This window comes from Agarivorans sp. QJM3NY_29, from assembly GCF_050870835.2.
Taxonomy (GTDB): Bacteria; Pseudomonadota; Gammaproteobacteria; order Enterobacterales; family Celerinatantimonadaceae; genus Agarivorans.
The window spans coordinates 1,289,497-1,315,630 of the sequence record NZ_CP194036.2 but is presented as its reverse complement, the minus strand read 5'-3'; the positions used below and the strand labels follow the sequence as shown (position 1 = coordinate 1,315,630).

Sequence of the window (26,134 nt, the reverse complement as noted above, 5' to 3'; positions counted from 1 at the left end):
AGGAGTGTAAGATGAAAAAACTGCTATGGCTAGCCTGCTGTGCAATCAGCCTTGTCGGCTTTAATAGCCAAGCTAAAACACCGCTAACAGTCTATACCTACCAGAGCTTTGTCTCTGAATGGGGGCCAGGACCGGCGCTCACCAAAGCCTTTGAAAAGCAATGCGACTGTAGCATTAACTGGGTCGGCTTAGATGATGGGGTTGCCATCTTGAATCGTCTTAAATTAGAAGGCGGACGCAACCAAGCCGACGTAATTTTAGGTTTAGATACCAATCTTATTCCTGAAACAAAGGCACTAAATGCGGTGCAAGCCCACCAACTCGACTTACCTAAACTTGCCATCGATTGGCAAGATAAAGATTTTATCCCCTTCGATTACGGCTATTTTGCTTTCATCTACGATAATCAAAAACTCAAACAGCCACCGACATCGATGGATCAACTGATCAACAACTTCGATGGTACGATTTTGTATCAAGACCCTCGCACCAGTACACCGGGTCAGGGTTTAATGTTATGGGTTAAAGCCCTATATGGCGACAAGGCCAGCTCAGCCTGGCAAAAGTTACAGGCAAAAACTGTCACTGTGACCAAAGGCTGGAGTGAAGCCTATGGCATGTTTTTAAAAGGCGAAGCTGATTTAGTACTGAGCTACACCACCTCACCGGCCTACCATATAATCGTCGAACAAGAAAATCGTTACCATGCGGCAGAGTTTAGTGAAGGACATATGCGCCAAATTGAAGTGGCTGCCATTAGCGCCACTAGCAAACAACCACAGCTAGCCAAGCAGTTTTTAAGCTTCTTGTTAAGCAAAGCCGCGCAACAAACTATTGCCACCAGCAACTGGATGTTACCGGTGACAAACGACCTTGAATTACCCGAAGCCTTCGGTACATTAATCAGCCCCAAAAACCTAACGCTCGACCCACAAACTGTGAGTCAACAGCGTCAACAATGGACTAAAGAATGGCGTAATGCAGTAAGTCAATAAACGAACCTCGGTGTCTAAACTTCCCGCCCTTCTCGGCTACAGCGCGACCACGGTGATCTGTTTGATCGTGGTCGCCGCGTTCTATGGCTTAGCCGAACAAGCAACAGCGCTAAGTTGGTCAGCCTTTCACGCCCCCTACCTTTGGCGAGTGCTACGCTTTAGCCTATGGCAAGCCTTACTCTCGGCATTACTATCCTGTGTTGGCGGGGTATTAGTCGCCCGAGCCTGGTTTTATCTACCCAGCAAAACCATCCCATGGCAATTACGTTTAGCCAATTTGTGTTTTGTCAGTCCAGTGATTTTAGTGGTACTAGGATGTGTCGGAAGTTTTGGACATAATGGATTTTTGCAACACTTGAGCCCATTTTCGTGGAATATATACGGTTTACCCGGTATTTTATTGGCTCATTGTTTTCTCAATATGCCCTTAGTCGCCCGCTATTGCTACCTGCAACTAAACGATGTCCCCGCCAGCTATTGGCGCCAAGCGAAACAGCTAGGTTTTAGTGACTGGCAACGCTGGTGCAATATCGAATGGCCGTTGCTACGCTCCCGCCTCAACGGCTTGTTTGGCCTAGTTTTTCTACTTTGTTTTGGCAGCTTCACCATCGTATTAGCGTTGGGAGGAGGCCCTAAAAGTACCACGCTTGAGGTGGCGATTTATCAAGCCTTACGCTACGACTTTGACCCGCTCTTTGCACTGCAATGCGCATTGTTACAATTACTGATTGCTGCCAGTCTTGGCTGGCTCTTGCTCGGGCGAGAACAAAATGATGCGCTCCGCTTGCAGCAGTCCTACCTGGAACCAATGCCTACAAGCGCCCGACAACGCAGCAGCTATCGCCTACTGATTGCGTTCTACTATTTATTTATTCTATCAGTCATTATCGGCATTTTTAGTCCGCTGCAGCAGTTAAACTGGCAGCAACTCCCTTGGCAGCTGTGGCTCAATAGCACCTACTGGTCGCTCAATATTGCTCTGCAAAGCTGCCTATGGGTGCTACTATTAGGCACCGCTTTACTCGTCCAATATGCAAATAACCAACAGCAACAACGCCGGCAACATACCAGTAAATTGCAGGAACTACTGGCATCAATTATGTTGTTAACACCAGCGATGGTGATTACCACTGGGCTATTTTTCCTACTTATCAGCCGCGCTAACATCGACCATTACACCCAATACTTAGTCGCCCTGATTAACGCCTTAATGAGCTTGCCATTTTTTATTCGTAGCATGAAACCAGCACTCAACGATATGCTAAATCAGTATCGTAAGTTGAGTCTAAGCTTAGCACTGCCCTTCACCAGTCAGGTGCGCTACCTCGCGTGGCCCCTGCTGCGTAAACCGCTAAGCATGGCTTTAGGTTTATGCATGGTATTGTCGCTGGGAGATATGGGGGTAATCGCATTGATTGGGAATGTTGATGTGGTCAGCTTGCCGCTGTTACTCTACCAACAACTCGGCAGCTATCAGTATGCCTTAGCCAGTGCCACCGCTTTGATCCTATTACTCCTTTGCGGCGCTATATTTTTATTACTCGATATCAGTTTAGGGCGCAAGCATGTTAAAAATTGAACAACTCACTTGCCTTCGGCAACAGCAACCGTTCACTTATCAATTAACCGTTGAAGCGGGTGAAGTAGTCGCGCTACTAGGTGCCAGTGGCAGTGGTAAAAGTACGTTATTGGAACTGATCGCTGGCTTTGTCAAGCCGAGTGCAGGCCAACTCACTTGGCAAGAGCAAGACTTGTTAAGCCTAGCAATCGCGCAGCGCCCTGTCACCTCGTTGTTCCAGCAACATAATTTGTTTCATCATCTGAGCTTAGAACAAAACATCGCCTTGGGCATTAGCCCTGCACTCAAGCTCACCCAACTGCAACAGCAACAGCTACATGAAGTTGCCTCCAGCTTAGGCATTACGAGTCTGCTCGACAAACGCCCCGACCAAGTCTCTGGTGGGCAACAACAACGCGCGGCCTTAGCGCGTTGCTTATTGCGCCAGCAACCAATTTTATTACTCGATGAGCCCTTTAGTGCCCTCGACCCTGTGCTACGCCTAGAATGCTTAGATTTAGTGAAAGATTTAGCCAAGCAATGGCAATTTGCAGTGCTCATGGTCACTCACCAATGGCAAGATGCGCAGCGCGTCGCCAAGCGAGTAGCATTTATAGAACAAGGTCAGACTCGTCAATTCGCCGCAACCGAGCACTTAGCAGCGCATCCAGCTAATGCGCACATTGCTCATTACTTAGCCTGCAGCTAATAATCCTAAAGATGAATGACAATTGGCCGATAAATTAGCGGATCAATAAAGTATCTAATTCATCGGCAAGGTCGCTCTCTATGCAAGTTAATTACAATTTACAAGCTGCCTCATTCGAATCCGTCTATAAAGCTCGAGAACGAATAGAAAATACGGCGCCTCGGCAAACCTTAACCGAATATACGGCACGGCGACAAATGAGCAACCCCGGCTCCGCTGTATTTGGCAATAACGATGTAAAACCCGGTTTAACCGCAACCCAGCTGCGTGATAGCGATGATGCAAAACAAGCCAATCGTAAACAGATCCGCGAGGCCATGGGCGCCAGTGTCGACCAATCGGCAACCCATATTCGCCTGTATTATCAATACATGGAAGAAAAAGGCACTCGTGGTCCACAACTGCTAGCAAGAGCCTGAAGAGTCAAGGCTCCTGCAAACATACACAGCTCTCTTACCAATAAAAATGATATCGAAAGCGCCAACTAAAACTGGGCAATCTGCTCGCAAACTACGGCCATATGCAGACATAACGCAGGCCGAGTACCGTAGATCATAAAGTAAAAGTTCAAATTCAGTTCTTAAAACAATCATCCCGACTTTCACTTGATAATGATTTGTTTTTAAAGCAAATTACCCCTATTCAATTGCCAACAACAGATCTATTCAAGGAAATAACGCCCCATGTCGGTTCACGTTTTAGATTGCCCAGCGAATCAACTCGGAGAAAGTCCGCTTTGGGACGCAAGCCGCAACCGGTTAATCTGGGCAGATATCAAAGCCAAAAAAGTATGCTTCTATGACTTCACCATCCAGCAGTATTCCGAAGTATTATTGTTTGAAGAGGTTGGTTGTCTCACCTTACATCAATCTGGCGCAATTTTGCTCGCACTAGAAAATCAGCTCGGTTATTTAAGCCCCAACAACCATAACTACGTCAAGCTACAGGAGCTTGAAGCGAACCAAACCAATAATCGCTTTAATGAATCTTGCTGCGACAACTTGGGTCGATGGTGGTTTGGCAGTCAGTCACTTGATGGCCGAGCATCGATTTATAGAATGGACTTAGATGGCTCAGTCAGCCAACAGGTGTCGTCGCTATATACCGTTAACGGAATGGCCTTCGCTCCCGATGGGAAAACCCTCATGTATTCGGATTCGTTCCCGACAGAACAGCAAATATGGCAATGTGCATATGACCAACAAACTGGCCAGATCCTTGATCATCGCAAATTCTTAAATACCACTGATTTGGATTTTAGGCCCGATGGGGCAATGTTTGATTCCCAAGCTGGCTATTGGTTGGCTGGTATTGATTCCGGTAAACTACTCAGATTCGATCTGGAACAACGACGAATTGTTGATAGTTATCAACTTCCCAGTAAGTTAGTTAGCAAATGCTGCTTTATTGGACCTCAACTTAGCACGATTGCAGTGACCTCCATTCAAGATAAGCAACGACAATCATCGGGCCATGTCTACTATTTTGACTCAAAATACACAGGCAGAGCAGCAACTTTATGCCAAGTTAAGCTACCGATTTAGGCAACAAGTACCCGCTCAAAACCTGAGCTAAACAGATATTAATTAGAAGCTGAGCTGCTGCTTAATATCTAAACGATGCGCTAACAAAGTATCTGCGTTATCACCATGTTCAGGATAGTATGCCCACCCCAGCTGGAAGCTATCCAACGACACGCCTTGTAGCTGTTGCTGTAACTGCGAGCTGAGTTTTTCAGCGATGGCGGCAGCAGCGGTTTGACTGGCACCGTAAAGCAAGGCGATTAACTCGCCATCACTAAACTGAGCAATACTGTCTGAACGGCGTAATTGCTGCTGTAATACCTTTGCAACGATGGCACATACCAAAGCGGCATCATCACTTAAATAATGCAGGGTGAGAATGGCGAAAGGCTCTTGATTACGATGACTTAAACGCATCGCCTGAATCAACAGTTCGCGGAATAAAGACGCCGACAGTAAGCCACTTTGCGGATCACGTAACTTCGCTTCATCATTAATTAAAGGGATCGTTAGCGGGAGTACACTCGCCAGTAAGACTTGCTTCCCTTGGATCGCCATTGGCACGCCATGAATACGCAGCCACTCGTCTTCAGTGTGGCAGTAATGGCAAGTAAAGGCGGTATTCGCCGATAAGCTAGCGTACAAGGCTTGTTGAAAAGCACTCCGGCAACGAGAGTCAACCCGTTTTAACCATTGCTCTACTGGTAAGCTTTCCAAATCTTGACCTTGCCAAGGGTATTTTACACTGACTAAACCCTCCGCCGCTTGGAATAACCAATAACCGCTATCATCTTCAACCACCTGATGAAAAAAACCTACTAAATCAATTTCCACCACAACCCATCCTTAATAAGCGGCTAGTAGCTAGAAGTATAGCAAAAGGGATATTTAGACTTATACAGCCCAAAAAAAGCCGAGTATGCTCGGCTTAGGGAAAGCGAAGGCGACTAAATTAATTCGAGTGCTTGCATCGCTTGGCGAATACGATTTTTAGTACTCTCGGATAAAGCCGTCACCGGTAAACGACATTCTTCTTGACACTTGTTTAGCAATGAAATTGCATATTTCGCACCCGCCGGGCTCGGTTCAATAAACATTGCTTGATGCAAGGGCAGCAATTTATCTTGAATTTGACTGGCTTTCGCATAATCCCCGTCTAAAGTGGCTTGTTGCATTTGCGCACACAGTTTAGGAGCCACGTTAGCCGTCACCGAAATGCAGCCTTGTCCACCACTCACATTATAAGAAACAGCGGTCGCATCTTCACCACTTAACCAACAGAAATCATCGGCGATTAACTGACGCTCAAACAAAGGGCGAGACAAATCGCCAGTGGCATCTTTCACGCCAACAATCCGCGGCAACTGTGCCAGCTTAGCCATGGTAACAGGGCTCAGGTCAACCACCGCTCGTGGTGGAATATTGTATAAAACAATCGGAATATCGGTAGCATCGTGGAGCATTTTAAAATGCTGATACAAACCGTCTTGGTTCGGCCGATTATAGTAACCCGCCACGTGCAAGGTGGCATCAGCGCCGGCTAGCTGTGCAGCTTTGGTGTATTCAATCGCCTCAAGTGGGTTATTCGACCCCGCACCAGCAATCACTGGAACCCGCCCTTTCGCCTGCTCAACCACTGTTTTCACCACAGCGATGTGCTCATCGTGGCTTAAGGTTGGGCTCTCGCCGGTGGTTCCGACCGGAACAATACCATGGGTACCTTGATTAATATGCCATTCAACTAACTCGCGAATCGCCGCATAATCTACTTTGCCTTCAATAAAGGGCGTCACCAACGCTACAATCGATCCTCTAAACATGCCCGCTCCATCACTTACATCAAAAATAAAAAAACCCGGTCACAGTGGCCGGGTTCAAAAAAGTTGTTACGTTTTACTCACACCCAGCCATTAACCACCCGCGTTTAATTGCGGGCCGTTTATACTTTTTAAACTCTATAACATATGGCAACAGGAAGTATCCTTAATAAAACGAATAGCTGCTAGCTAGTTTGCTTAGCTTGTATAAAAAGTCAAGTAACCTGAAAAATAAATCCGCAGAAGCCGTGATGAGATAGCCTTTTTCGGCAAAAGTTTCTATTATTGCGGCCACAAAACTGAGTAACCAAAGCCAAACTATGAACAGCTCACTGCACCCAACTAGTCAAGTACTCGCCCGTCATCAAGATTTATTTGTACAACAACATTTAGTGGTTGCAGGCCAACTCTACGATAACTACCCCAAAGAGCTGTTAGAACAAGTTGCCTCATTGCAACTATGTTGCAGCCATTATGGCCAATTTAGCTATTTTCAATCGATCGCAGATCCCAAAATAAACAGTCAGTTTTCGGCGACTCCAAAGTTAGCGACCCATAGTGACGCACTATTGTTTTACATGCCCAAGTCGAAACAGGAAGCGGCTTACTTATTCGCTTGCTTACTGCCACAGCTAAAAGTAGGTGCCGATATTTTTGTGATAGGAGAAAACCGAACTGGCGTAAAAAGCTGTGAAAAAATGTTGGCTGAATTTGGAGTGAGGCTGAATAAGATAGATAGTGCCCGACGTTGTGGCCTGTATTACGGACAACTGCTGCAAGTCGCCCCTGGTTTTCTGCCCGAGCATTGGGATAGCACATTTGAAGTTCAATTAGGTGAAACGCGATTGAAAGTCAGTTCACTACCTGGCGTATTTAATCACGGTAAACTCGATGATGGCAGTCAACTTTTGCTCGAGCATTTGCCGCCACTTCACGGTAAGGTGCTCGATTTCGGTTGTGGCGCGGGCATTATTGGTGCAAGCCAAGCACTATTGTATGAAATCGATATCAGCCTGCTCGATGTAAGTGCATACGCTATCGCCAGTAGCCAAGCGACCTTAATGATAAATAACTTAAATGGAACGGTAATTGCTTCTGATGGTTTAATGGAAGTGAAACAATGCTTTGATTTTATAGTGAGTAATCCGCCTTTTCATGCAGGCATCGATACCCAGTATGAAACCACCGAAAGGTTTCTAGCGCAAGCCAAGCAACACTTAAATACACAGGGTGAGCTATGGATTGTGGCCAATAGTTTTCTAAAATACGAAACCTTAATTAAGCAGCATTTCACCTCCTATGAAAGCGTATTTGACAACAAAAAATTCAAAATTTTACGATGTTGTCACTAAAAAAATATTAATTGCTCACGGATTAATTAAAACGCAGAGTCTGCTATTTACTTTAAAGTAAATATCTGCAAACTAAACCTAGGCACAATGAAAACGATTTCAAAATACATATAAATTAAGGGACAAGGTCTAATGGCTGGAATACTTACGATGATCCTCGCTGGCGGCGAAGGCACTCGCCTCTACCCACTTACCGAAAGTCGAACCAAACCAGCGGTACCTTTTGGAGGAAGTTACCGACTCATAGACTTCGCTTTAAACAATTTTGTAAACTCTGACTTTCTAAAAATCTACGTTCTCACCCAGTTCAAATCACAATCACTCAACATTCACTTACGCCAAGCTTGGCACTTATCTGGAATTACCGATCGCTTCATCGATGCCGTACCTGCACAAATGAGAGTTGGTAAACGTTGGTATGACGGTACCGCAGATGCGATTTACCAAAATGCCCGATTTATCGAAATCAACGAACCGGAACACGTCTGTATTTTTGGCAGTGACCATATCTATAAGATGGACGTTCGACAAATGGTCGATGAACATCGTCGCAAAGAAGCGGCTTTAAGCGTCGCGGCAATTAAAGTTCCGAAAGCACAAGCAGATCAGTTCGGTATTATTGAAGTTGACGAAGAAGGTCGGATGATCGGCTTCGAAGAAAAACCCAAACAGAATCCTAAGACCATCCCCGGTGACCCCGATCATGTACTGGCATCGATGGGAAACTATGTGTTTGAAAGAAAAGTACTGCTTGAAGCCCTCTATGAAGACGCAGTCGATCCCAATTCTAGCCATGATTTCGGCAACGACATTATTCCAAAACTGTATCCTCTGGGTAAAGTTTTTGCTTATGACTTTACTCAAAATGATATCCCTGGCGAAACCACCAGCGGCTATTGGCGTGATGTAGGAACTCTCGACGCATACTGGGCTGCCCATATGGATTTGCTTGAAGAAGAGCCCCCCTTCTCGTTATATAATCCCCAGTTCCCGTTACACACTTATTACCCGCCGCTTCCGCCTGCCACCTTTAAAGATGTCGGTGATAAAAAAGTAAGTATTAGCCAATCCCTAGTGTCAGCAGGAAGTTTTGTCTTAGGCTCCGAAGTCAATCGTAGCGTACTCGGCTTTAGAAGCCATGTTCGCCCCGGCTCAGTGATCAGTGAATCGGTGTTAATTGCCAACTGTCGGATTGGTGAAGGTTGTCATATTCGTCGCGCAATTATCGACAAAAATGCAGAAATTGCCCCCGGAACAGTCATCGGAGAAAACTTAGAGGAAGACCGCAAACGTTTCACTGTATCACCAGAAGGTATTGTTGTTGTTCCGAAAAGTGCCAAGGTTGGATTTTAATCCATCGATTTGCCTTGAAAACAACCAAGCATTTACTCTAGAATCGTCACTTATGAGGAACCATTTGGTGCCTCACTAGTAAAGGAGCGACCTGTGACAGCCCATCCTGTCAGGATACTATTCTTAGCCTCTGAAGTAGAAAGCCTAGCCAAAACTGGTGGTCTTGCCGATGTAGCTAAAGCCTTACCACTTGCCCTCAAAGAGCATGGACAAGACGTAAGAATCATCATGCCTTTTTATAAAACTTTGAAACGACATGATGAGGCTGAAAAACTGCTCGACTTGCGACTGCATACCGCCAATCATATAGACGATATAGAATATTCGGTATATCGTTTAATGTTAGAAGATGTGCCTGTTTATCTCATTAAACAACCAGCCTACTTCGATCGAGATCAACTTTATAGTGAAGGTGAATTTGCTTACGACGATAACGGCGAGCGTTTTTCTTTTTTCTCTCGAGCCGTTTTTCAAGTCGCCAAAGCCCTAGACTTTAAACCCGATATTTTTCATTGCAACGATTGGCATACCGCTTTAGTCCCCTACCTTCTGAAGCAAAAATACGCCCATCACCCTTTTTTCTGCAATAGTAAATCGGTGTTAACCATTCACAATGCTGCTTTTCAAGGTATCTTTGAAAAACACCAGTTCCATCTATTAGAAGGCTTAGCCGATGGCTTAGTAGATCAAATTTTAGATGGTTATAATTGTATTAATTTACTCAAAGCGGGGATCCGCTTTGCCGACAAAATCAATGCCGTTAGCGCAAATTACGCACAGGAATTACTGACCCGTTTAGGATCTCATGGATTATGTGACTACTTTGAACAACGTCGTGCCGATTTGGTTGGTATTCTCAATGGCTGCGATTATTCAGATTGGGATCCAAAAACCGATCAACTAATTCCAAGCAACTACTCTCAAAGTGATCTCAGTGGTAAAGCCGTATGTCGGCAAGCCCTGCAACTAAATGCCGACTTGCCACAAACCAATGCGCCGATCTTTGGCATGGTATGTCGCTTAACCGAGCAAAAAGGCTTTTATTTACTACTTCCAGCCTTAGAACAATTTTTACGCCACAACGTGCAGGTGATTATTGTCGGAACTGGGGATAGTGGGATCGTTGCCAAGCTACAGACTTTAGAGCAGCAATGGCCAAATAAATTGCGCTTTATTCATGCTTTTAGCAACGAGCTCGCCCACTTAGTTGAAGCTGGTGCGGATTTTTTCCTCATGCCATCTCTGTTTGAGCCATGCGGTCTCAACCAAATGTATAGCTTAGCCTATGGCACCCTCCCCATCGTTCGTGGGGTTGGTGGTTTAAAAGATACCGTGACCGACTTTGATGAAGATCCCTTAAAAGCCACAGGGCATATCTTTTATGATCCCGAACCCGCTGATTTGCTCAATACCTTGCGCCGAGCTTTACTGCTTTATTTAGAAGATTATGAAGCATTCAAAGCCATGCGTCACCGAGCAATGGAATCGCTGTTCCATTGGCAGCAATCAGTTTGGCAATATGAAGCCTTGTATAATGAAGCCCTAAATGTGGAGCCAGTTCAACATCAATAATAATATATCGTCAGGGAGTGGCGACCCTGGCTATTATTATCTAACCTGAACATAAGGACTTAATTTAAGGGAATTTTTATGCGTATATCAGAGGAAGTTCATAATTTCACTGAGTTTCTCTTAGGCGAACAATTGATCGCTTTAGATGTCGAGAATCGTTGTGATCCAGAGCGTTTGCAGGATTTATGTTGCTTGGTATTAAACCGTCTTCCCCCTCGCTATATCCGCCATAATGTGGATGTGCTTAGCGCGATAAGCGATGAGGAACGGGCTCAGTTAATAGAGAAAACCAAGTTAGCGATTGAAGAAGGCTTAATATACTTGAAGCAAGACCGCCGCCAAGGTTCTCGCGACTAACGGTAGAAACTCAACAGATCTCCAGTTCAATATGAGTGCAGTCCTTAGCACAATAAATACCAGAGGCTTGGGTCTGCGATTGGCTCGGTAAAACTAGATATAAAGGCTGCCGACATTGCTCACAAGTTTTTGCCTTGCCAGCTAACACTTGTTTGATCAGCTGACGCTGCTGCTGATAGGAATTTGCACTACGTTTGTTAAGCTCTTTAAATCCAGACATTCTTTACTTCTCTTTGCGATACCCCCCAACCTTAGAGATAAGCAGAGTTCGATGCAAACGGTTTTTTGATAGCCGTACTTTATTGCTGAGACTGGAGCCATCACACTGGTTGAATCACTGAGTTTATCTAGCTCTGCTTTTAATCAGCCCCAGAAACGATCAGTTATCTTCTCTTCCCTCTGGGTATTGTGGCAAGTCATCACTAATCTGACTCCAGTTCGCTTTATAAGCCGTATAAATATGTGCATCTGGCGCTTCATCAATATCACTATCAAGCGTACCGAGACTAAACTCGACTAATTTGCCGTTATCGTTAGCCGGAGCAAACGTAAGGCTCGAGCCGCAACGCCCACAAAACTGCCGGGTGGTCCCATTATCCGCTTTAAATTGACGCAACAGATCTTGGCCGCTGAGCCAATGAAAATGTTCTTGTTTTGCTTCACCATAAGTGGCGTAAGCTGCGCCGTGAAACTTACGACACATACCACAATGGCAATGCCCCATTTGGGGCTCAATTTGATCCACTTGATAACGGATACCACCACACAAACATTGACCGAGATACGGACTCATCACTTACTCCTTCATTTATCATTGATATTAACCAAAACACATAGCAAGCATCTGCTCAGTTGGACTCACTCATAGAATGTGTAACCATTAGTCAGTAAACTATTACTTTTTCACAAGCCTTGCGTACGACGGCATAAGGGTAAATTTTAGATGTTAAAAATAGTTAATGGGCAAGATTTTGCCAACTTTAGCGAACAAGCTAAAGCAGCACCACGCCAACGCAGTCATCATAACTTGCACCCGTCTCATGATGCCATGGTACAACGCTTATTTATCGCAACTGAACCCAATACCTATATGCGTCCTCATCGGCATAGTGAAGCCCATAAGTGGGAACTATTCTTGGTTTTACAAGGCCAACTCGATTTACTCATCTTTAATGAGCAAGGCAAATTGACCGAACGCCATAGCTTATCTCCTGCAACCAATCGCGCTATTGAAATTCCACCACTCACCTGGCACGGCTATGCTTGCATGCAAACAGGGACTATTGGACTGGAAATCAAAGAAGGAGCCTATCAACCAACTCCCGATGAAGATTTCGCCCCTTGGTCTCCCGCAGAAAGTGATCCCAAAGCCAGTCACTATCGAGATTGGATGCGTACCGCTCAAGTCGAATAAATATCAGCTTTATATTACCTAATTATCGGCATTAAAATTAAACACTTGGTGCTGAATTATGGTTGATATACAGGCATAGGATGAATGATAAATGCCAGTGATGAGAGCGCGGGAAATCAGATAAATCCAGAAAATAACTATCGTATTGTCATCGGTTTAAACTTTTACTCTCTGATTGTACCTAGAAAAACAATGCAAGCAGCAAAACCAAAAAACGCCCTCAATGAGGGCGTTTTCACATGACATTAGCTCGCTTTAAACTTAACTCGCCAAGCATGTAATAAGGGCTCAGTATAGCCACTGGGTTGCTCGCAGCCTTTAAAGACTAGATCAAGCGCAGCCAAATAGGCACAACTGCTGGTCAAGCGACCGATCATGGGAAGATACGCAGGATCATCACTATTTTGCTGATCGACTAAAGCAGCAATAGCTTCAAAGCGTTGCATCACCAAATTTTCACTTACAACGCCATGTTTCAACCAGTTCGCCACATGCTGGCTGGATATACGCAAGGTAGCCCGGTCTTCCATTAAACCCACGCCATTAATGTCGGGGACCTTAGAACAACCTACACCTTGCTCAACCCAGCGCACCACATAACCTAAAATACCCTGAATATTATTATCCAGTTCATCCACTAGCTGCTGTTCAGTCCAATCGCTATTCACCGCCAAAGGCGGCGTTAATAACCCAGCCAAACGCGGCTCACAATGCTCACTCAATTGCTCGAGCAATTGCTGTTGGATCCCAAACACTTCCACTTGATGATAATGGATCGCATGTAAAGTTGCGGCGGTTGGAGAAGGAACCCATGCGGTACTCGCACCACTTTTAGGGTGAGCGACTTTTGCCTGCATCATATCGGCCATCATTTCTGGCATCGCCCACATTCCCTTACCGATTTGCGCCTTACCTTTTAAGCCACAACTTAAACCAGTTTCAACATTGCTCAGCTCGTAATCCTTGATCCACTGGCTTTCTTTAATCTCCCCTTTTGGCACCATCACACCTGCGCACATACTGGTGTGGATCTCATCACCAGTTCGGTCCAAGAAGCCTGTATTAATAAACACAACACGTTGCTTCGCTTCAGCAATACAAGCCTTTAAATTCACACTGGTACGGCGTTCTTCATCCATAATACCAAGTTTAATAGTATTCTCTGCGAGGCCGAGTAATTCTTCTACAGCGGCAAATAACTGATTGCTAAAGGCAACTTCTTCAGGGCCATGCATCTTCGGTTTGACGATATAAATCGACCCTTCTCTGGAATTTCGATAAGGGCTATTGCCGAGTAAGTCGTGCTTGGCAATTAAGCTGGTAAATACCGCATCTAGCAAACCTTCAGGCACTTGATTGCCTTCGCTATCGAGTATCAGGTCACTATTCATTAAGTGCCCAACATTACGCACAAACATCAGGGAGCGACCACTCAGGCTAAAACCATGTCCCTGCGGATTAAGGTAATGACGATTTGCATTCAATGAGCGAGTAATCGTTTCCCCGTTTTTAACCAGTTGCTCACTCAAGCTACCTTGCATTAAACCTAACCAATTACGGTACACCGCAACTTTATCTTCTGCGTCAACCGCAGCAATCGAGTCTTCACAGTCCATAATAGTGGTTAAAGCCGCTTCTAATACAATATCTTTGATTGACGCATTATCGCTAGAACCAATCAAATGCTCGCCATCAAACTGAATTTCAAGATGCAAACCGTGGTGTTTAAGCAAGATCGCACTAGGGGCTTCGGCCTCGCCTTGATAGCCAGCCAATTGAGCGGCTTCAGCTAAGGTGGTATTTGAACCATCACTTAATCTTACCAACAATCCACCCGCTAACACGCTGTATTTACAAGCGTTGGCATGACTACCGTGCGTTAAGGGGCAAAACTTATCGAGCAAGGCGCGACCATAGGCAATAACCGCCGCCCCCCGTTCTGGATTATATTGCTGAGTCGGCGCTAATGTTCCCTCTTGTGAAATCACATCGGTCCCATATAAAGCGTCGTATAAACTGCCCCAGCGAGCATTCGCCGCATTCAAGGCGTAACGTGCATTCATCACCGGAACCACTAACTGCGGGCCAGCTAATACCGCCAGCTCGGGGTCCACTTTGTTGGTATCCAAGCTCACCGCTTGAGGAACTTCAACCAAATAACCGATATCTTTAAGGAAGTGCTGATAAGACTCGGCATCAATGGGCGCGGGATGTTGCTGATGCCACAGATCAATCTGGGATTGTAAATGCTCACGCTTGCTCAGTAACTGCCGATTACGAGGAATGAACTGCTGTAAATATTGTTCGAGTTTAGGCCAAAAATCTGCTTGTTCGACTCCCGTCCCGGGCAATACTTGCTGATTGATAAATTGGTAAAGTAAATTCGATACTTTGAAATGTTCGAGCGGAAGGTAGTTCGATTCCTTGTTGATTTGCGTATCCATCAAATGCTCCCTTAAATTTATAGTTATAATTTATTTCGCGTTAGCTCATGCTTAGCGTTTAGTTATTGTGACCTTGTTCAACCTTGCTTCTATCTCATAGCAAATTTACATATTCGAATAAGTATCATCCCATAAAAAGAAACAACATAACAATCAGCCAAATGTCGTATGCACCATAATACAGCGTTTCACCAATCTTTTTCAAACACTCGTTTAAATCAACTCGCTATGAGCTGTTTACAATACTAAACAACAAATACTAATAATATGATTTTATTAAGTAAAAACATCTTTAGTGCAATAAGTAACGACTCGACATTCCATCACCGCGACCCGGTTTAACTCAAAGCCCAGCGTAACCTTATCTGCTCAGCCACACCGCTGGGTAAGCATCTCTTAGTCATGTGAGGGATACTTATGGCACATCATTGTAGTAAACGAATTGTAGCAGCGGACTGCGCTTTGCCAGCTCACGAATGTGGCAAACTTTATGAGTCAATGTGGCATGGCCATTTGGCAATGACAACTGCACCTGAATTTGCTCGTGAATACCCAATACTCTACCATCTTAATTATTTACCAATACGCTTCAGCTTTCTGCGACTTGGCTTGGTTTACCAAAGCTGGATTGAAGTATGGTTCACCAAGCCCAAGCTGCTAACCATCATTATGTCAGTAATTTTGTGCTCAATTTGCTTAATTGAAAGAGATTGGAGCAAGCATCCAAATAGACACTCCACGAGAAATCACCCAATACCATCTCAACCGATAATTATTGGCGCTCAACGCTTACTTTCGATACAACAGGCAAGACACCACAAAACTAGCATGATGCAGCTGCCTGTCAAAACCGATGGCTCACTCACTGCGGATGGCCCTTTTTAGGGAGCGAACATTGGGTATATACGGGAAGCCTACAACTATCGAGCTGTTTATTGCCACGATTGGTCAAGCTGACTTACCGCCTCGGCTCAGCTGAGCTAAGCTAAATTAGGTTCTGCTGTTTGTGAGAAGCAAAATGAATACCGTCAAACCCTTAAGTAAACCAGCAATCATAGTGGGATTAAAAAACCTGCCCAATTGGCAATATAAAGAAGGTTTTATTAGCAAAGACTATCAATTTAAAAATTTTATTGAAGCATTTGAGTTTATGAGCCGAGTGGCCAATTACGCAGAACAACAACAGCATCATCCCAACTGGAGCAATACCTACAACCGAGTCAATATTCGCCTCACAACCCACGAATGTAAAGGGGTCAGTGATCGTGATTTCAAGTTAGCCAAACTCATTGAACAACTATTCACCCAGTATTATTCAGTCAAGTGAGGTTGTTTGAGGATGATATTCCATCATCGCTAAATATCCTGCGAACCGCTTGTTGAAGCTCTGGGAGCAAACGCTGTTCAAACCATGGGTTGTTGCGCAACCAATGCCGATTACGCGGAGAAGGATGAGGTAAAGGCCAATAACCCTTCATGCTATGCTCAGAATAGTTCGCCACATTCTCGGTTAAATTTGATTGGGTTGGTCTGACTAAATAGCGAGCCTGGGCATAGCGCCCCACCAACAAGGTCATTTCAACTTTAGTTAAGCTCGCCATGATGGCGGTATGCCATTGTTCATAACAAACCACTGGCGGTGGCAAGTCGCCTTGTGTTCCTTTACCGGGATAACAAAACGCACAAGGTACAATTGCAACGCAATGCGGATCATAAAATATTTGCTCACTAATACCCAGCCACTGCCGCAATCGCTTGCCACTCGCATCATCCCAAGGAACCCCAGTTTGATGGACTTTGCTCCCCGGTGCTTGACCAATGATCAGCAACCGCGCATCTACACTCGCTTGGATCACTGGCCGAGGTACCAATTGAGCTTGGCACAAACGGCATGCACGAATATCACTTAACAATTTTGTTAGAGATTGAGTCTGATGATCAGCAGTCATTGATCTGAGCACCTAAGGACAAGGGAGCCGATATTCATCCCCTAAATACTGCAAGCGCGCCTCAAGTTCTTCGGAGATCACCAGTTCAACACTCATTAAGTTCTCTTTAAGTTGCTCCAGTGAGGTAGCCCCAATAATATTCGAGCCAACAAAACTCCGCTGATTCACAAAGGCTAGCGCAAGCTGCACAGGGCTAAGTCCAAACTCTTGCGCCAAATCAACATAAGCTTGAATCGCCTTATGCGCAACTTCGGAACCATAACGAGCAAAACGTTTATATAAGGTTAAACGAGCGCCTTCCGGCCATTGATTGTTTAGATACTTGCCTGACAAGGCCCCAAAGGCCAAAGGCGAGTACGCCAATAAAGGGACATTTTCCCGATGAGAGATCTCGGCCAAGCCCACTTCATAGCTTCGATTTAATAAATTGTAAGGATTTTGGATTGATATAATCTTTGGTAAGTTGTGTTTCTCGGCCAATTGCAAATAACGCATCATCCCCCAAGGCGTTTCATTAGAGATGCCGATATAACGAACTTTTCCTGATTTGACTAAATCGGCCAATGCCTCAAGCGTTTCAATAATCGGCGTTTGTGGCATTCCTTCTTGATGTTGGTAATTAAGCTGACCAAAGAAGTTACTTGCTCTATCCGGCCAATGTACTTGGTACAGATCCAAATAATCAGTTTGCAAACGACTTAACGAATCCTCAACCGCCTGATGGATACTATTCCAGTTCAAGGACATATCCGGGCGAATATACCCCCCGCGATCAGACTTAGAGGGCGCAGCCACTTTCGAGGCTAACACCACCTCATCACGATTATCACGCAATTTCAGATAGTTTCCGATGATGGTTTCGGTATCTCCCTGGCTATTTTCTCGAGGAGGTACTGGATACATCTCGGCGGTATCGATAAAATTAACGCCCTTACCAAGCGCATAGTCCAACTGAGCAAAGGCTTCGGCCTGAGTATTTTGTTCGCCCCAAGTCATCGTTCCTAAACAAATTTCACTCACCTCTAAATGGGAACTACCCAAACGCCGATATCTCATATTTATATCCTCAAACCCGTCACCTCAAAATACCATGTTAACGCCAATCCCAGCGAAGAGTAAAATATGACTGATTAATCAATAGTTGTGAATCATTTGTTGAGCTAAATCTATTTTTCTATAAATATTAAGATCATATTGGTGATCTATCGGATACTTCCATATTAATTTTTTAGTTATTATGAAACGGTACGACTTAAAACAAGTTCATGGAGTAATTGTGAAGAAAGGATCCCTACTCATTGCACTATTGTGGAGTATAAGTGCCGCAGCCAGCGCAGCCAATGTAACCATACATTATAAGAGTATCAGCAATAATTACGACGGATGGGGCCTGCATATCTGGGCTGGTAAAGAAATGGTTAATGGCAAAATTGTACCAGCCAAAACCGATTTTCGACTACGCCAAGGAACCTCGCCAAACCAGCCACTCATGCCGGATAAATTCGACAATTTTGGTGTCGTATTTACGATCCCAGTTAAAAGCGATGCCAAACAGTTCTCCTATACGGTCACCAATGGTAAATCCCATCATATGGGGATTACAGAATGGAAGTGGATTAAAAACAAACAGGGATTCAATATATGGTTGGTCGAAAACGATCCTAAAGTTTATCGTTCCCTACCGGAGCAATATGATAATGTCGCGACTGTTAGCCCCAATAGAAAAGTAAAATCGGTGGCCGCAAGCCCTCAGCTGATGCTTCCCGTCCCCCAAGCGATGGTTAATTCTGCGGAAGTGAAGACCAACAAAACCACAGTCGCCAAAAACATCGTCACAACAGCGACCACTGAAAATGCCTCAGAAAAACCCGATATTCAGCATTCTTTAACGATATTAAAAGACAATATTAATAAGAAAAACAAAACCATTAGCAAATTACAATCGGCTCTCAATAGCAGCCAAAATATCAATCAGCGTTTGCAAAATAATCTCAATCAAAAACTTCTAGATTATCAAAAACTACTGCAACTCAATGACAAAATAAGCAATGAAAACAGAACATTAACCGCTTCAAATCAAAGCTTACTTCGACAAACGAAAACTCGCGAAAACAACCCAGCAGAGCAGCAACTAATTAAACGTAATCAACAATTGGAACAACAATTAAGCGAGTTAAATAAGCAATTACTAGGATTACAAAACGATCTCAATCAAAATAATAGTGATGCTCAACTGCTGCAAAATTTACAGCAACAACTCCCTCAGTTACAAAGCGAACGAGATGAATTGCAACAACAAAACGCGAAGCTCAGCTCTCATATTGTAGAATTAATTCAAAATTCAGATAGCCCAATACCAAATCAGGCCAATGAAAGCACTTGGTGGTTATTTGCAGCCATCGTTGCCACCTTAATCATTACCATCACCTTTATTTTCCTCAGTATGAGCAAACGTTACAAAGAGCAACAATTAAAAATGGAAGAACGCTTAAAGCTTAAAGAAGACGAAATTAAAACCGAAAAAATCTACGCAGCAGCAGCCAACGAAAAACTACGCAAAGTGCTGCACGCCGAAGCGAAACAACAAACTTGGGCCCCTCTGCCCGACGGCTTACCTCACAACTTAAGAAAAGATACCGCTTAAAACATTTAGGCCAGCTTGCTGGCCTTTTCTTCACCCAATAGTAGAAAGACTTGGAACAAGCGAAGCACAGGCTCTATGATTAGCTCTCAACCCTTACATCATGAGAGTGGAATGGAACTGCATATATTCGATCTAGATGAAACTTTGATTGCAGGCGATAGTGGCATGTTATGGCATCAATTTTTAGTCAATGCAGAAATCGTCACAGACAAGGACTTCTTAAGCAAAGATATCGCGATGATGCAGCTATATGCCAAAGGGGAATTAAAACTTGAACAGTATATTGCCTTTAGTCTAAAGCCTATCCAGAGACTCCATCACCAAGATGTCGAAACATTAGTCAAAATATTCGTGAAACAGTACATTCCACAAATTATTTACCCCGAAGCCAAACGACTGATTAGTGACTTAAGCCATCACCAACAAACGATATTACTCATCTCTGCCACATTAAGCTTTATCGTGAAAGAAATAGCACAACAACTACACATCAAATATCATCTCGGTGTCGATCTTGAACAAGTCAACCAGTGTTATACTCCAAGCATAAAAGGAGTCGCCAGCTTCCGAGAAGGGAAAATAACACGTTTAGAACAGTGGCTACAAACCCGAACCGAAAAATATCGAACGCTACACTTCTACTCCGACTCAATCAACGATCAAGCCTTATTAGAGTACGTAGATAAGCCTTATGTAGTCAATCCTTGTCCTAAGCTTCAGGCCGTAGCCAAAAGTAAAGGCTGGCCGGAAATCAACTGGCAAATCAGCCATCAATAAAACGAATGAAGGATAAATTTTCGTGCTTTCGAGATTCTGAGTTTAAGTTAAAAACGAAAGCTAGGCTTTCGTTTTTGTTCTGATGCGGGCTTTTAAAGTTGACTCTGAATATAATTTTCAAGGCCAATTTTCTTAATAAGACCCAATTGTTGTTCCAACCAATAAGCATGATCCATTTCGGTATCATCGATCAGGGCTTGTAGCATATTACGCGTCACATAGTCTTTTTTAAGCTCACATAAGGCCATGGTTTCTTTGAGCATCGCATCGACTTCATATTCCACTTTAAGGTCGTTTTCTAGCATGCTTGGGACATCTTTCCCTACTCGTAATGGTTCGCGTTGACTTAAATCAGGCGTCCCCTCTAGAAACAAAATACGTTGAATCAATAAAGAAGCATGTCCTTTTTCATCATCATATTCGTGGTCAATGCGTTCGAACAGTTTATTAATTCCCCAATCTTCATACATCCTAGAATGAATAAAATATTGGTCCATCGCAGTCAGCTCATTCATTAATAAACGATTTAGAGCATCAATTACGTCACTATCACCCTTCATTAGTCGTCTCCTTCGCTAATTTGCGCCGCCAAATAATTCTCGAGGCCCATCTTTTCAATTTGATATTGTTGCGTTTCGATCCAATCAATATGATCTTCTTCGAAATTCAAAATCTCTTCCAATAAATCACGGCTTACGTAGTCTTTCGCCAGCTCACATTGGCTAATCGCATCTTTAAGGATCGGCAACTGCTCCAGCTGAAAATCTATATCGCATTGCAGCATTTCTTCAACGGCTTCGCCAATGCGTAAGCTACCCAACATATGTGCATGCGGTAAGCCTTCGAGAAACAAAATTCGTTCCATCAACTTATCCGCCTGCTTCATGTCTTTAATAGACTTCTTATAATTGCGCTGATTGAGCAACTCGAAGCCCCAGTTCCGGTACATTCGAGCATGCAAAAAATACTGATTAATCGAGGTTAGCTCCGAAACTAGCACCTTGTTTAACAAGGCAATTATCTTAGGATCTGACTTCATAAAGGCCTTCCATACTTAGATATTCATTAGCCATTGAGTATATACCTTGAACCAAGAATTCGCACATTATTTTTTACATTTCATTAACTTACAGCCGATTAATAAGAATGATTGCTGTTTGTAATTGCATTCGTATAGTTCAATATTTGTTCACCGTGAAACGGCCAAAACGTTTCATGCACTGGAGGTAAAACGCAAAGGCCTCGCACCCAAAGTCTGGAATGACATCAATTTGAAGATAACTGTAGATAATGGCTGCCAAGTTGCCGCATTTGTTGACTAATCCACTTCACTCGCTGGTTTATATAAGCGGTTCTTGGCCATAGGTGATAACGATAAGGGCTGGGTAAAAGCGCCGCTAAGCTAGCCGACTGTTCCACGGTTAAATCGGCTGCAGAGCGTTTAAAGTACTGTTGACTCGCGGCTTCGACACCATAGATCCCTGGGCCGAATTCAGCAATATTCAAATAAATCTCCAGGATCCTGGTCTTACTTAAATTGGCCTCCAGTAATAGACTCAGTCCCGCTTCTATAGCCTTGCGCCAATAACTCTGAGTCGGCCATAAATATAAATTCTTAGCCGTTTGCTGGGTAATTGTGCTCGCCCCACGTAGACTCTGCCCCCGATGATTATCTTGATAAGCTTGCCAGATCGCGGCAAAGTCTAAACCCCAATGCAACGGGAAACGCTGATCTTCCGCTGCGACCACCGCTAAGCTCATATAAGGAGAGATACGATTGATCGGTGACCACTGATGAGCAACTTTCTGTGGGTAACTCACGGGGGGATAAATACTACGATGGATCCGCCATGCCCATATCGGCGGATCAATCCAGCGTAAACCGAGAACCATCAGCTCCAGCATCATTGTTAGAACCAACAATAAGCCCAAGAGCTTTGCACCAATGCGACCTAGCATCACATTCCTTAGCGATCAGCTTAAAACAACTACTTTAGATAAATTTACTCGCAAAATGAAGGACTCATTCATTAGACAAGATATCACTCCCTGCAGTGGATCTATGCAAAGCCCTTATATGCCTTCACCTTATTTAGTGGCTGTGTTTAGGTCTTTGCTGTCTTTTAGACCAGTACTCGGTTAAATAATGAACCAATAAACCAAGGCTTAAACCCCAAAACGCACTGCCAATCCCCAACAAATTAATCCCCGAAGTAGTGACTAAAAAAGTCATCATCGCGGCCTCTCGACCACGCACATCCACTAGCGCGGCAAGCAAACTATTTGCCACCGTACTTAATAAGGCGAGCCCAGCAATCGCAGCGACTAAAGCTTGAGGAAAGGCCGAAAATAGACTCACCACAGTCGCGCCCATCAGACCAATCAAAATATAAAAACAACCCGCCCATATAGAAGCCCAATAACGTTTACTCGGATCAACATCAGCTTCCTTTCCCATACAAATAGCTGCCGTAATCGCCGCTAGATTAAAGGCAAATCCGCCAAAAGGTGCCAACAATAACCCAGTGAAACCCGTCCAGCTAATCAACGGTGAAACTGGAGGCCGATAACCATTGCCATGCAGCGCTGCGATCCCCGGCATATTTTGCGACGCCATAGTGACAATAAATAAAGGAAGCCCCACACCAACAAGTGCCTGCATTGAAAATTCGGGCGTCACCCATTGTGGACTTGCCAATTGAAAACTCACCGAACCCAGTTCAAGTAAGCCTAGGCTATAAGCGCTCAGGCAACCCGCTGTTAAGGTCAATAACATCACATAACGAGCCACCAAGTGACGACCGATGAGATAACAAACAAGCATACTTGCGACCAACAAGTTTTGGCTTTGCAAAGCGCTGAATAATCGTAAACAAAAAGGTAGTAAGACACCGGCTAACATGGCCGCAGCTAAAGACTGAGGGATCCAACGGATGAGTTTATCAATCAAGCCACTGATACCACATAGGCTAATCAACAAAGAGCTAAACAAGAATGCACCAACGGCTTGTTGCATCGACAAACCAGACAAACTAGTCACCAGTAAGGCGGCTCCCGGAGTAGACCAAGCAGTAAGGATCGGTTGCTTATAATAGAAAGATAAACCAATGCTACTTAAGCCCATCCCCAAGCCAAGAGCCCATAACCAAGAACTAATTTGCTGCTCACTCGCCCCCACCGCAGCAGCAGCTTGAAAAATAATCACCGCCGAACTGGTATATCCAACTAACACCGCGATAAATCCCGCAGAAATCCGTGATACCTTAAATACTTCATTCATCTCATATCACTCCCTAAACATGAGTTTTGTGCGTTATAACGCACAATATAGACAAGCCTAACATTTGTGCGCTATAACATACAATAATAAATTTGCGTTAATGAAGGGACTAATTTGCAAGCCGTCAATCAGTATTTAGCGGAAGTACTCAAGCACAAGCGTCAACAGAAAAATTGGAGTTTAACTCAGGCAGCTCAAAAAACCGGCGTCAGTAAAGCGATGCTGGGTCAGATTGAGCGGGGCGAGTCTAGCCCTACGGTTGCGACTCTCTGGAAAATCGCCAGTGGATTTTCTACCTCACTCTCCAGCTTCTTAGAACCCAACTTAAACGAAGCTCAGGGCACTATCGTAAGAATTGCAGAACAACTCCGCCAACAACCTGCAACCGACGATATGCTGGTCGCGACCTTATTTCCTTTTGAACAACGGTTTGGTTTTGAAATGTTTGAACTCACACTATTGCCTGGTTATCAACGAGTTTCTGAGCCACATGAAGCAGGCGTCAGCGAGCATTTGATCGTAATTCGTGGGGAAATGGATGTGTTAGTCGAGGGACAATGGATAACCCTACCAGAGGGACAAGCGCTGCGCTTTGCTGGTGATAAAGAACACGGCTATCGCAATTTGAATCCACAGCCAGCGGTATTCCACAATTTAATCCATTACTCGCAGAGCTAAGACTACTTTAAAGCGAGGCTCTCAAACGAAAAAAGCCTGCTAAAAGCAGGCTTTTTAAAAGGTGGTGCCCGGAGGCGGAATCGAACCACCGACACGAGGATTTTCAATCCTCTGCTCTACCGACTGAGCTATCCGGGCAACGGCGGCTATTAAACGTTTTTAGCATAAACAAGTCAACCGCTTTTTCTCAAATTGGTGCTGAGTGCCTACAAAGCGAACAAAGCTAGCAAAAAATCAGCAATTTTCCCCAGCGAGATGAAACAGGTTTGCGTCAGTTCTACCAAGGAAGCTGATATCTAATGACCAAATCATACTGCCAAAGATTTACACGTAGTGCTTTACTCTCGCAATAGTCGCTTGCTAACGGCCCCGACTCACTTAACCCTCGAGTTATTTATAATGAGAAATAGAGCTTAATTCCAGACAAAATATTGGTGACCGCAACAGATGCTAATATGAGGCCCATTACACGACTAACAATGCTCGCGCCACTATTTCCAATCAAACGATGGATCGGGCTTGCCGCAAGCATCAATAACAAAGCGACCAGTAATACACACAACATACTGGTCGCTGTTTGAACTTGTTCAAAGAAATTATAGCGGCTGTTTTCGGTTAACAATACAGCAGCGAGCATTGCTCCAGGGCTTGCGATTGAAGGGACCGCGAGAGGAAAAACTGCAGTTTCAGTAATTTTATTAACCAGTTTAAGTTCTTCTTCTGGTTTACTCTCTCCAAATATCATTGAAAGCGCGAATAAGAAAAGCACAATCCCACCAGCAACTTGAAACGCAGGTAGAGGAATTTCAATCGCCGTGAGAATGATTTCCCCCGCAACCACAAAAAACAGCAAAATCAGTGCAGAGATAAAAATGGCCCTTATAGCGATTTTTCGTTTATCTTGTTCTGCATAAGGGCTGGTCACCGAAATAAAAACCGGTACGGTCCCGATCGGGTCGATTACAGCAAAAAAGAAAATAAACGTCGCGATAAACTCTTGCATAATCCTTTCTCCTAAGCAGATGGCTCTTGGGTGGTGAACAGTTGCTAAATCAGGGAATTTGAATCGTGGGCCAGTCCATCGATTGGTAAAAACTTATAAATGCTGTAAAACCGACTTCACAAACGGTGATTTCAATTTACCATAAGCCTCTTGTTCAGAGATTCCGGTAGCAATAATCGCCTGTTTTGACTGTTCATACTCATATCGCGCTAATGGATTAGCAAGCATATATTGTTTGTATTTTAGCTGCTTGTGATGCTCCTCTGAGCCATCTTCAATTACATGTACATGAACAAAGTATTTGTGGCCTTTATAGACTACGGCCCCATCCTTCCGAGGACGCTCAACTGGAAATGGCTTAGCACTGACCTGGTCTTGAAAACCGAGTAATTTCAGGTGTTCAACAGCAATGCTTAATTTGCCAACCGGATAAAGAACGGAAAGATCGATGATTCCTTTTCCACCGACCTTCGCTGATGTAGAACCAATATGTATTACGTCTAACTGCTCAGTGCGTATCAAACTAATCAGTGACTCGGCAATCAATAAGTAAGTTTCTGTCCAAGGCTTAAATTCAGCTTTAATTTTTTCATACTTTAAAATATTCATCGCGGTGAACTTATCAAACATATTGGGAAGTCAAATGCACCACTATGCACAAGTTCCTGATTCAAAACAAGAGTGCACAGAAGCCACAACAGAAGTGTAT

The 26,134-nt window shown here is 44.2% G+C and carries 27 protein-coding genes and 1 tRNA gene; 14 read left to right on the top strand and 14 right to left on the bottom strand.

Annotated features, from left to right (window positions below; all coding sequences use genetic code 11):
- Nucleotides 1–11: 11 nt before the first annotated feature.
- From thiB to ACRRS0_RS06010, 5 genes are all read left to right on the top strand, one after another.
- Nucleotides 12–995 (top strand): thiamine ABC transporter substrate binding subunit, encoded by a 984-nt coding sequence (thiB, locus tag ACRRS0_RS06030; protein ID WP_432454098.1) that lies wholly within the window; start codon nucleotides 12–14, stop codon nucleotides 993–995.
- A gap of 10 nt (nucleotides 996–1,005) precedes the next feature.
- Nucleotides 1,006–2,574, top strand: a complete 1,569-nt coding sequence (locus ACRRS0_RS06025; RefSeq protein ID WP_432454099.1) for an ABC transporter permease subunit — start codon at nucleotides 1,006–1,008, stop codon at nucleotides 2,572–2,574.
- The gene (gene thiQ, locus ACRRS0_RS06020) at nucleotides 2,561–3,262 is read left to right on the top strand and encodes a thiamine ABC transporter ATP-binding protein (RefSeq protein ID WP_432454100.1); all 702 of its coding nucleotides are present in this window, start codon (nucleotides 2,561–2,563) and stop codon (nucleotides 3,260–3,262) included. The genes ACRRS0_RS06025 and thiQ overlap by 14 nt, the downstream gene beginning before the upstream one ends.
- A gap of 80 nt (nucleotides 3,263–3,342) precedes the next feature.
- Nucleotides 3,343–3,681 (top strand): hypothetical protein, encoded by a 339-nt coding sequence (locus tag ACRRS0_RS06015; protein ID WP_432454101.1) that lies wholly within the window; start codon nucleotides 3,343–3,345, stop codon nucleotides 3,679–3,681.
- Nucleotides 3,682–3,945: 264 nt separating this feature from the next.
- On the top strand, nucleotides 3,946–4,806 hold the full coding sequence (locus tag ACRRS0_RS06010) for an SMP-30/gluconolactonase/LRE family protein (protein WP_432454102.1): 861 nt from the start codon (nucleotides 3,946–3,948) through the stop codon (nucleotides 4,804–4,806).
- A gap of 42 nt (nucleotides 4,807–4,848) precedes the next feature.
- Here ACRRS0_RS06010 and ACRRS0_RS06005 read toward each other — a convergent pair whose 3' ends face one another.
- The gene (locus ACRRS0_RS06005) at nucleotides 4,849–5,619 is read right to left on the bottom strand and encodes a diguanylate cyclase domain-containing protein (protein ID WP_432454103.1); all 771 of its coding nucleotides are present in this window, start codon (nucleotides 5,617–5,619) and stop codon (nucleotides 4,849–4,851) included.
- Between the two features lie 113 nt (nucleotides 5,620–5,732).
- Nucleotides 5,733–6,605, bottom strand: a complete 873-nt coding sequence (gene dapA, locus ACRRS0_RS06000) for a 4-hydroxy-tetrahydrodipicolinate synthase (RefSeq protein ID WP_432454104.1) — start codon at nucleotides 6,603–6,605, stop codon at nucleotides 5,733–5,735.
- 317 nt (nucleotides 6,606–6,922) lie between these two features.
- Here dapA and rsmC point away from each other — a divergent pair, with 317 nt between their 5' ends.
- The 4 genes from rsmC (at nucleotide 6,923) to ACRRS0_RS05980 (ending at nucleotide 11,236) form a co-directional block, all read left to right on the top strand.
- Nucleotides 6,923–7,954 carry a 16S rRNA (guanine(1207)-N(2))-methyltransferase RsmC gene (gene rsmC / locus ACRRS0_RS05995; protein ID WP_432454105.1) on the top strand — a complete coding sequence of 344 codons (1,032 nt, stop codon included), beginning with the start codon at nucleotides 6,923–6,925 and terminating at the stop codon, nucleotides 7,952–7,954.
- Nucleotides 7,955–8,086: 132 nt separating this feature from the next.
- On the top strand, nucleotides 8,087–9,307 hold the full coding sequence (gene glgC / locus ACRRS0_RS05990) for a glucose-1-phosphate adenylyltransferase (protein ID WP_432454106.1): 1,221 nt from the start codon (nucleotides 8,087–8,089) through the stop codon (nucleotides 9,305–9,307).
- Between the two features lie 93 nt (nucleotides 9,308–9,400).
- On the top strand, nucleotides 9,401–10,879 hold the full coding sequence (gene glgA / locus ACRRS0_RS05985) for a glycogen synthase GlgA (protein WP_432454107.1): 1,479 nt from the start codon (nucleotides 9,401–9,403) through the stop codon (nucleotides 10,877–10,879).
- 78 nt (nucleotides 10,880–10,957) lie between these two features.
- A complete protein-coding gene (locus tag ACRRS0_RS05980) occupies nucleotides 10,958–11,236 on the top strand; it encodes a late competence development ComFB family protein (protein WP_432454108.1) in 279 nt (92 codons plus the stop codon).
- Between the two features lie 10 nt (nucleotides 11,237–11,246).
- On the opposite strand, the gene ACRRS0_RS05975 is transcribed toward ACRRS0_RS05980, so the two are convergent.
- On the bottom strand, nucleotides 11,247–11,456 hold the full coding sequence (locus ACRRS0_RS05975) for a hypothetical protein (protein WP_432454109.1): 210 nt from the start codon (nucleotides 11,454–11,456) through the stop codon (nucleotides 11,247–11,249).
- Between the two features lie 159 nt (nucleotides 11,457–11,615).
- Nucleotides 11,616–12,029 (bottom strand): GFA family protein, encoded by a 414-nt coding sequence (locus ACRRS0_RS05970; RefSeq protein WP_432454110.1) that lies wholly within the window; start codon nucleotides 12,027–12,029, stop codon nucleotides 11,616–11,618.
- A 150-nt stretch (nucleotides 12,030–12,179) separates the two neighbouring features.
- Here ACRRS0_RS05970 and ACRRS0_RS05965 point away from each other — a divergent pair, with 150 nt between their 5' ends.
- Nucleotides 12,180–12,650, top strand: coding sequence for a WbuC family cupin fold metalloprotein (locus tag ACRRS0_RS05965; protein ID WP_432454111.1), 471 nt, complete (start codon nucleotides 12,180–12,182; stop codon nucleotides 12,648–12,650).
- Between the two features lie 245 nt (nucleotides 12,651–12,895).
- Here the strand turns inward: ACRRS0_RS05965 and ACRRS0_RS05960 are convergent, their stop codons facing one another.
- Entirely contained in the window at nucleotides 12,896–15,094 is a 2,199-nt protein-coding gene (locus ACRRS0_RS05960) for a malate synthase G (RefSeq protein ID WP_432454112.1), read from the bottom strand.
- Between the two features lie 1,018 nt (nucleotides 15,095–16,112).
- On the opposite strand from ACRRS0_RS05960, the gene ACRRS0_RS05955 reads away from it, so the two are divergent.
- A complete protein-coding gene (locus ACRRS0_RS05955; protein WP_432454113.1) occupies nucleotides 16,113–16,421 on the top strand; it encodes a 4a-hydroxytetrahydrobiopterin dehydratase in 309 nt (102 codons plus the stop codon).
- Here the strand turns inward: ACRRS0_RS05955 and ACRRS0_RS05950 are convergent.
- Together ACRRS0_RS05950 and ACRRS0_RS05945 are read right to left on the bottom strand one after the other, a co-directional pair.
- Nucleotides 16,414–17,043 (bottom strand): uracil-DNA glycosylase family protein, encoded by a 630-nt coding sequence (locus ACRRS0_RS05950; RefSeq protein WP_432454114.1) that lies wholly within the window; start codon nucleotides 17,041–17,043, stop codon nucleotides 16,414–16,416. The genes ACRRS0_RS05955 and ACRRS0_RS05950 overlap by 8 nt on opposite strands.
- Before the next feature lie 12 nt (nucleotides 17,044–17,055).
- Nucleotides 17,056–18,099, bottom strand: coding sequence for an NADP(H)-dependent aldo-keto reductase (locus ACRRS0_RS05945; protein WP_432454115.1), 1,044 nt, complete (start codon nucleotides 18,097–18,099; stop codon nucleotides 17,056–17,058).
- A gap of 220 nt (nucleotides 18,100–18,319) precedes the next feature.
- Here ACRRS0_RS05945 and ACRRS0_RS05940 point away from each other — a divergent pair, with 220 nt between their 5' ends.
- Both ACRRS0_RS05940 and ACRRS0_RS05935 read left to right on the top strand, forming a co-directional pair.
- Entirely contained in the window at nucleotides 18,320–19,687 is a 1,368-nt protein-coding gene (locus ACRRS0_RS05940) for a pullulanase-associated domain-containing protein (RefSeq protein WP_432454116.1), read from the top strand.
- 111 nt (nucleotides 19,688–19,798) lie between these two features.
- Nucleotides 19,799–20,464 carry an HAD family hydrolase gene (locus ACRRS0_RS05935; RefSeq protein ID WP_432454117.1) on the top strand — a complete coding sequence of 222 codons (666 nt, stop codon included), beginning with the start codon at nucleotides 19,799–19,801 and terminating at the stop codon, nucleotides 20,462–20,464.
- A gap of 92 nt (nucleotides 20,465–20,556) precedes the next feature.
- Here the strand turns inward: ACRRS0_RS05935 and bfr (ACRRS0_RS05930) are convergent, their stop codons facing one another.
- The 4 genes from bfr (ACRRS0_RS05930) to ACRRS0_RS05915 all read right to left on the bottom strand — a co-directional run bounded on the left by bfr (ACRRS0_RS05930) (nucleotide 20,557) and on the right by ACRRS0_RS05915 (nucleotide 23,744).
- Complete coding sequence (bfr, locus tag ACRRS0_RS05930; RefSeq protein WP_432454118.1) at nucleotides 20,557–21,024, bottom strand: bacterioferritin; 468 nt, start codon at nucleotides 21,022–21,024, stop codon at nucleotides 20,557–20,559.
- Nucleotides 21,024–21,503, bottom strand: a complete 480-nt coding sequence (gene bfr / locus ACRRS0_RS05925) for a bacterioferritin (RefSeq protein ID WP_432454119.1) — start codon at nucleotides 21,501–21,503, stop codon at nucleotides 21,024–21,026. Before bfr (ACRRS0_RS05925) ends, bfr (ACRRS0_RS05930) begins: the two co-directional genes overlap by 1 nt.
- Nucleotides 21,504–21,730: 227 nt before the next feature.
- Nucleotides 21,731–22,423, bottom strand: coding sequence for a monofunctional biosynthetic peptidoglycan transglycosylase (gene mtgA, locus ACRRS0_RS05920; protein WP_432454120.1), 693 nt, complete (start codon nucleotides 22,421–22,423; stop codon nucleotides 21,731–21,733).
- A 133-nt stretch (nucleotides 22,424–22,556) separates the two neighbouring features.
- Nucleotides 22,557–23,744 carry a benzoate/H(+) symporter BenE family transporter gene (locus tag ACRRS0_RS05915; RefSeq protein WP_432454121.1) on the bottom strand — a complete coding sequence of 396 codons (1,188 nt, stop codon included), beginning with the start codon at nucleotides 23,742–23,744 and terminating at the stop codon, nucleotides 22,557–22,559.
- A 114-nt stretch (nucleotides 23,745–23,858) separates the two neighbouring features.
- Here ACRRS0_RS05915 and ACRRS0_RS05910 point away from each other — a divergent pair, with 114 nt between their 5' ends.
- Nucleotides 23,859–24,422: a helix-turn-helix domain-containing protein gene (locus tag ACRRS0_RS05910; RefSeq protein WP_432454122.1), complete on the top strand. Its 564-nt coding sequence runs from the start codon at nucleotides 23,859–23,861 to the stop codon at nucleotides 24,420–24,422.
- Nucleotides 24,423–24,484: 62 nt separating this feature from the next.
- Here ACRRS0_RS05910 and ACRRS0_RS05905 read toward each other — a convergent pair.
- The 3 genes from ACRRS0_RS05905 to ACRRS0_RS05895 form a co-directional block, all read right to left on the bottom strand.
- Nucleotides 24,485–24,560, bottom strand: a tRNA-Phe gene (locus tag ACRRS0_RS05905).
- A gap of 256 nt (nucleotides 24,561–24,816) precedes the next feature.
- Nucleotides 24,817–25,425 (bottom strand): MarC family protein, encoded by a 609-nt coding sequence (locus ACRRS0_RS05900; RefSeq protein ID WP_432454123.1) that lies wholly within the window; start codon nucleotides 25,423–25,425, stop codon nucleotides 24,817–24,819.
- 93 nt (nucleotides 25,426–25,518) lie between these two features.
- Entirely contained in the window at nucleotides 25,519–26,034 is a 516-nt protein-coding gene (locus ACRRS0_RS05895) for a GrpB family protein (protein WP_432454124.1), read from the bottom strand.
- Between the last annotated feature and the right edge of the window lie 100 nt (nucleotides 26,035–26,134).

What these genes read in the sequence shown, in the direction of transcription:
- ACRRS0_RS05945 (WP_432454115.1), bottom strand. Translation starts at nt 18,099, where the DNA reads ATGAGATATCGGCGTTTGGGTAGTTCCCATTTAGAGGTGAGTGAAATT.
- ACRRS0_RS05950 (WP_432454114.1), bottom strand. Translation starts at nt 17,043, where the DNA reads ATGACTGCTGATCATCAGACTCAATCTCTAACAAAATTGTTAAGTGAT.
- ACRRS0_RS05895 (WP_432454124.1), bottom strand. Translation starts at nt 26,034, where the DNA reads ATGAATATTTTAAAGTATGAAAAAATTAAAGCTGAATTTAAGCCTTGG.
- bfr (WP_432454118.1), bottom strand. Translation starts at nt 21,024, where the DNA reads ATGAAGGGTGATAGTGACGTAATTGATGCTCTAAATCGTTTATTAATG.
- ACRRS0_RS05955 (WP_432454113.1), top strand. Translation starts at nt 16,113, where the DNA reads ATGAATACCGTCAAACCCTTAAGTAAACCAGCAATCATAGTGGGATTA.
- thiB (WP_432454098.1), top strand. Translation starts at nt 12, where the DNA reads ATGAAAAAACTGCTATGGCTAGCCTGCTGTGCAATCAGCCTTGTCGGC.
- ACRRS0_RS06015 (WP_432454101.1), top strand. Translation starts at nt 3,343, where the DNA reads ATGCAAGTTAATTACAATTTACAAGCTGCCTCATTCGAATCCGTCTAT.
- ACRRS0_RS05980 (WP_432454108.1), top strand. Translation starts at nt 10,958, where the DNA reads ATGCGTATATCAGAGGAAGTTCATAATTTCACTGAGTTTCTCTTAGGC.
- thiQ (WP_432454100.1), top strand. Translation starts at nt 2,561, where the DNA reads ATGTTAAAAATTGAACAACTCACTTGCCTTCGGCAACAGCAACCGTTC.
- ACRRS0_RS05975 (WP_432454109.1), bottom strand. Translation starts at nt 11,456, where the DNA reads ATGTCTGGATTTAAAGAGCTTAACAAACGTAGTGCAAATTCCTATCAG.
- mtgA (WP_432454120.1), bottom strand. Translation starts at nt 22,423, where the DNA reads ATGCTAGGTCGCATTGGTGCAAAGCTCTTGGGCTTATTGTTGGTTCTA.
- ACRRS0_RS05970 (WP_432454110.1), bottom strand. Translation starts at nt 12,029, where the DNA reads ATGAGTCCGTATCTCGGTCAATGTTTGTGTGGTGGTATCCGTTATCAA.
- dapA (WP_432454104.1), bottom strand. Translation starts at nt 6,605, where the DNA reads ATGTTTAGAGGATCGATTGTAGCGTTGGTGACGCCCTTTATTGAAGGC.
- ACRRS0_RS05900 (WP_432454123.1), bottom strand. Translation starts at nt 25,425, where the DNA reads ATGCAAGAGTTTATCGCGACGTTTATTTTCTTTTTTGCTGTAATCGAC.
- bfr (WP_432454119.1), bottom strand. Translation starts at nt 21,503, where the DNA reads ATGAAGTCAGATCCTAAGATAATTGCCTTGTTAAACAAGGTGCTAGTT.
- ACRRS0_RS05965 (WP_432454111.1), top strand. Translation starts at nt 12,180, where the DNA reads ATGTTAAAAATAGTTAATGGGCAAGATTTTGCCAACTTTAGCGAACAA.
- ACRRS0_RS06010 (WP_432454102.1), top strand. Translation starts at nt 3,946, where the DNA reads ATGTCGGTTCACGTTTTAGATTGCCCAGCGAATCAACTCGGAGAAAGT.
- ACRRS0_RS05960 (WP_432454112.1), bottom strand. Translation starts at nt 15,094, where the DNA reads ATGGATACGCAAATCAACAAGGAATCGAACTACCTTCCGCTCGAACAT.
- ACRRS0_RS05935 (WP_432454117.1), top strand. Translation starts at nt 19,799, where the DNA reads ATGGAACTGCATATATTCGATCTAGATGAAACTTTGATTGCAGGCGAT.
- rsmC (WP_432454105.1), top strand. Translation starts at nt 6,923, where the DNA reads ATGAACAGCTCACTGCACCCAACTAGTCAAGTACTCGCCCGTCATCAA.
- glgC (WP_432454106.1), top strand. Translation starts at nt 8,087, where the DNA reads ATGGCTGGAATACTTACGATGATCCTCGCTGGCGGCGAAGGCACTCGC.
- ACRRS0_RS05915 (WP_432454121.1), bottom strand. Translation starts at nt 23,744, where the DNA reads ATGAATGAAGTATTTAAGGTATCACGGATTTCTGCGGGATTTATCGCG.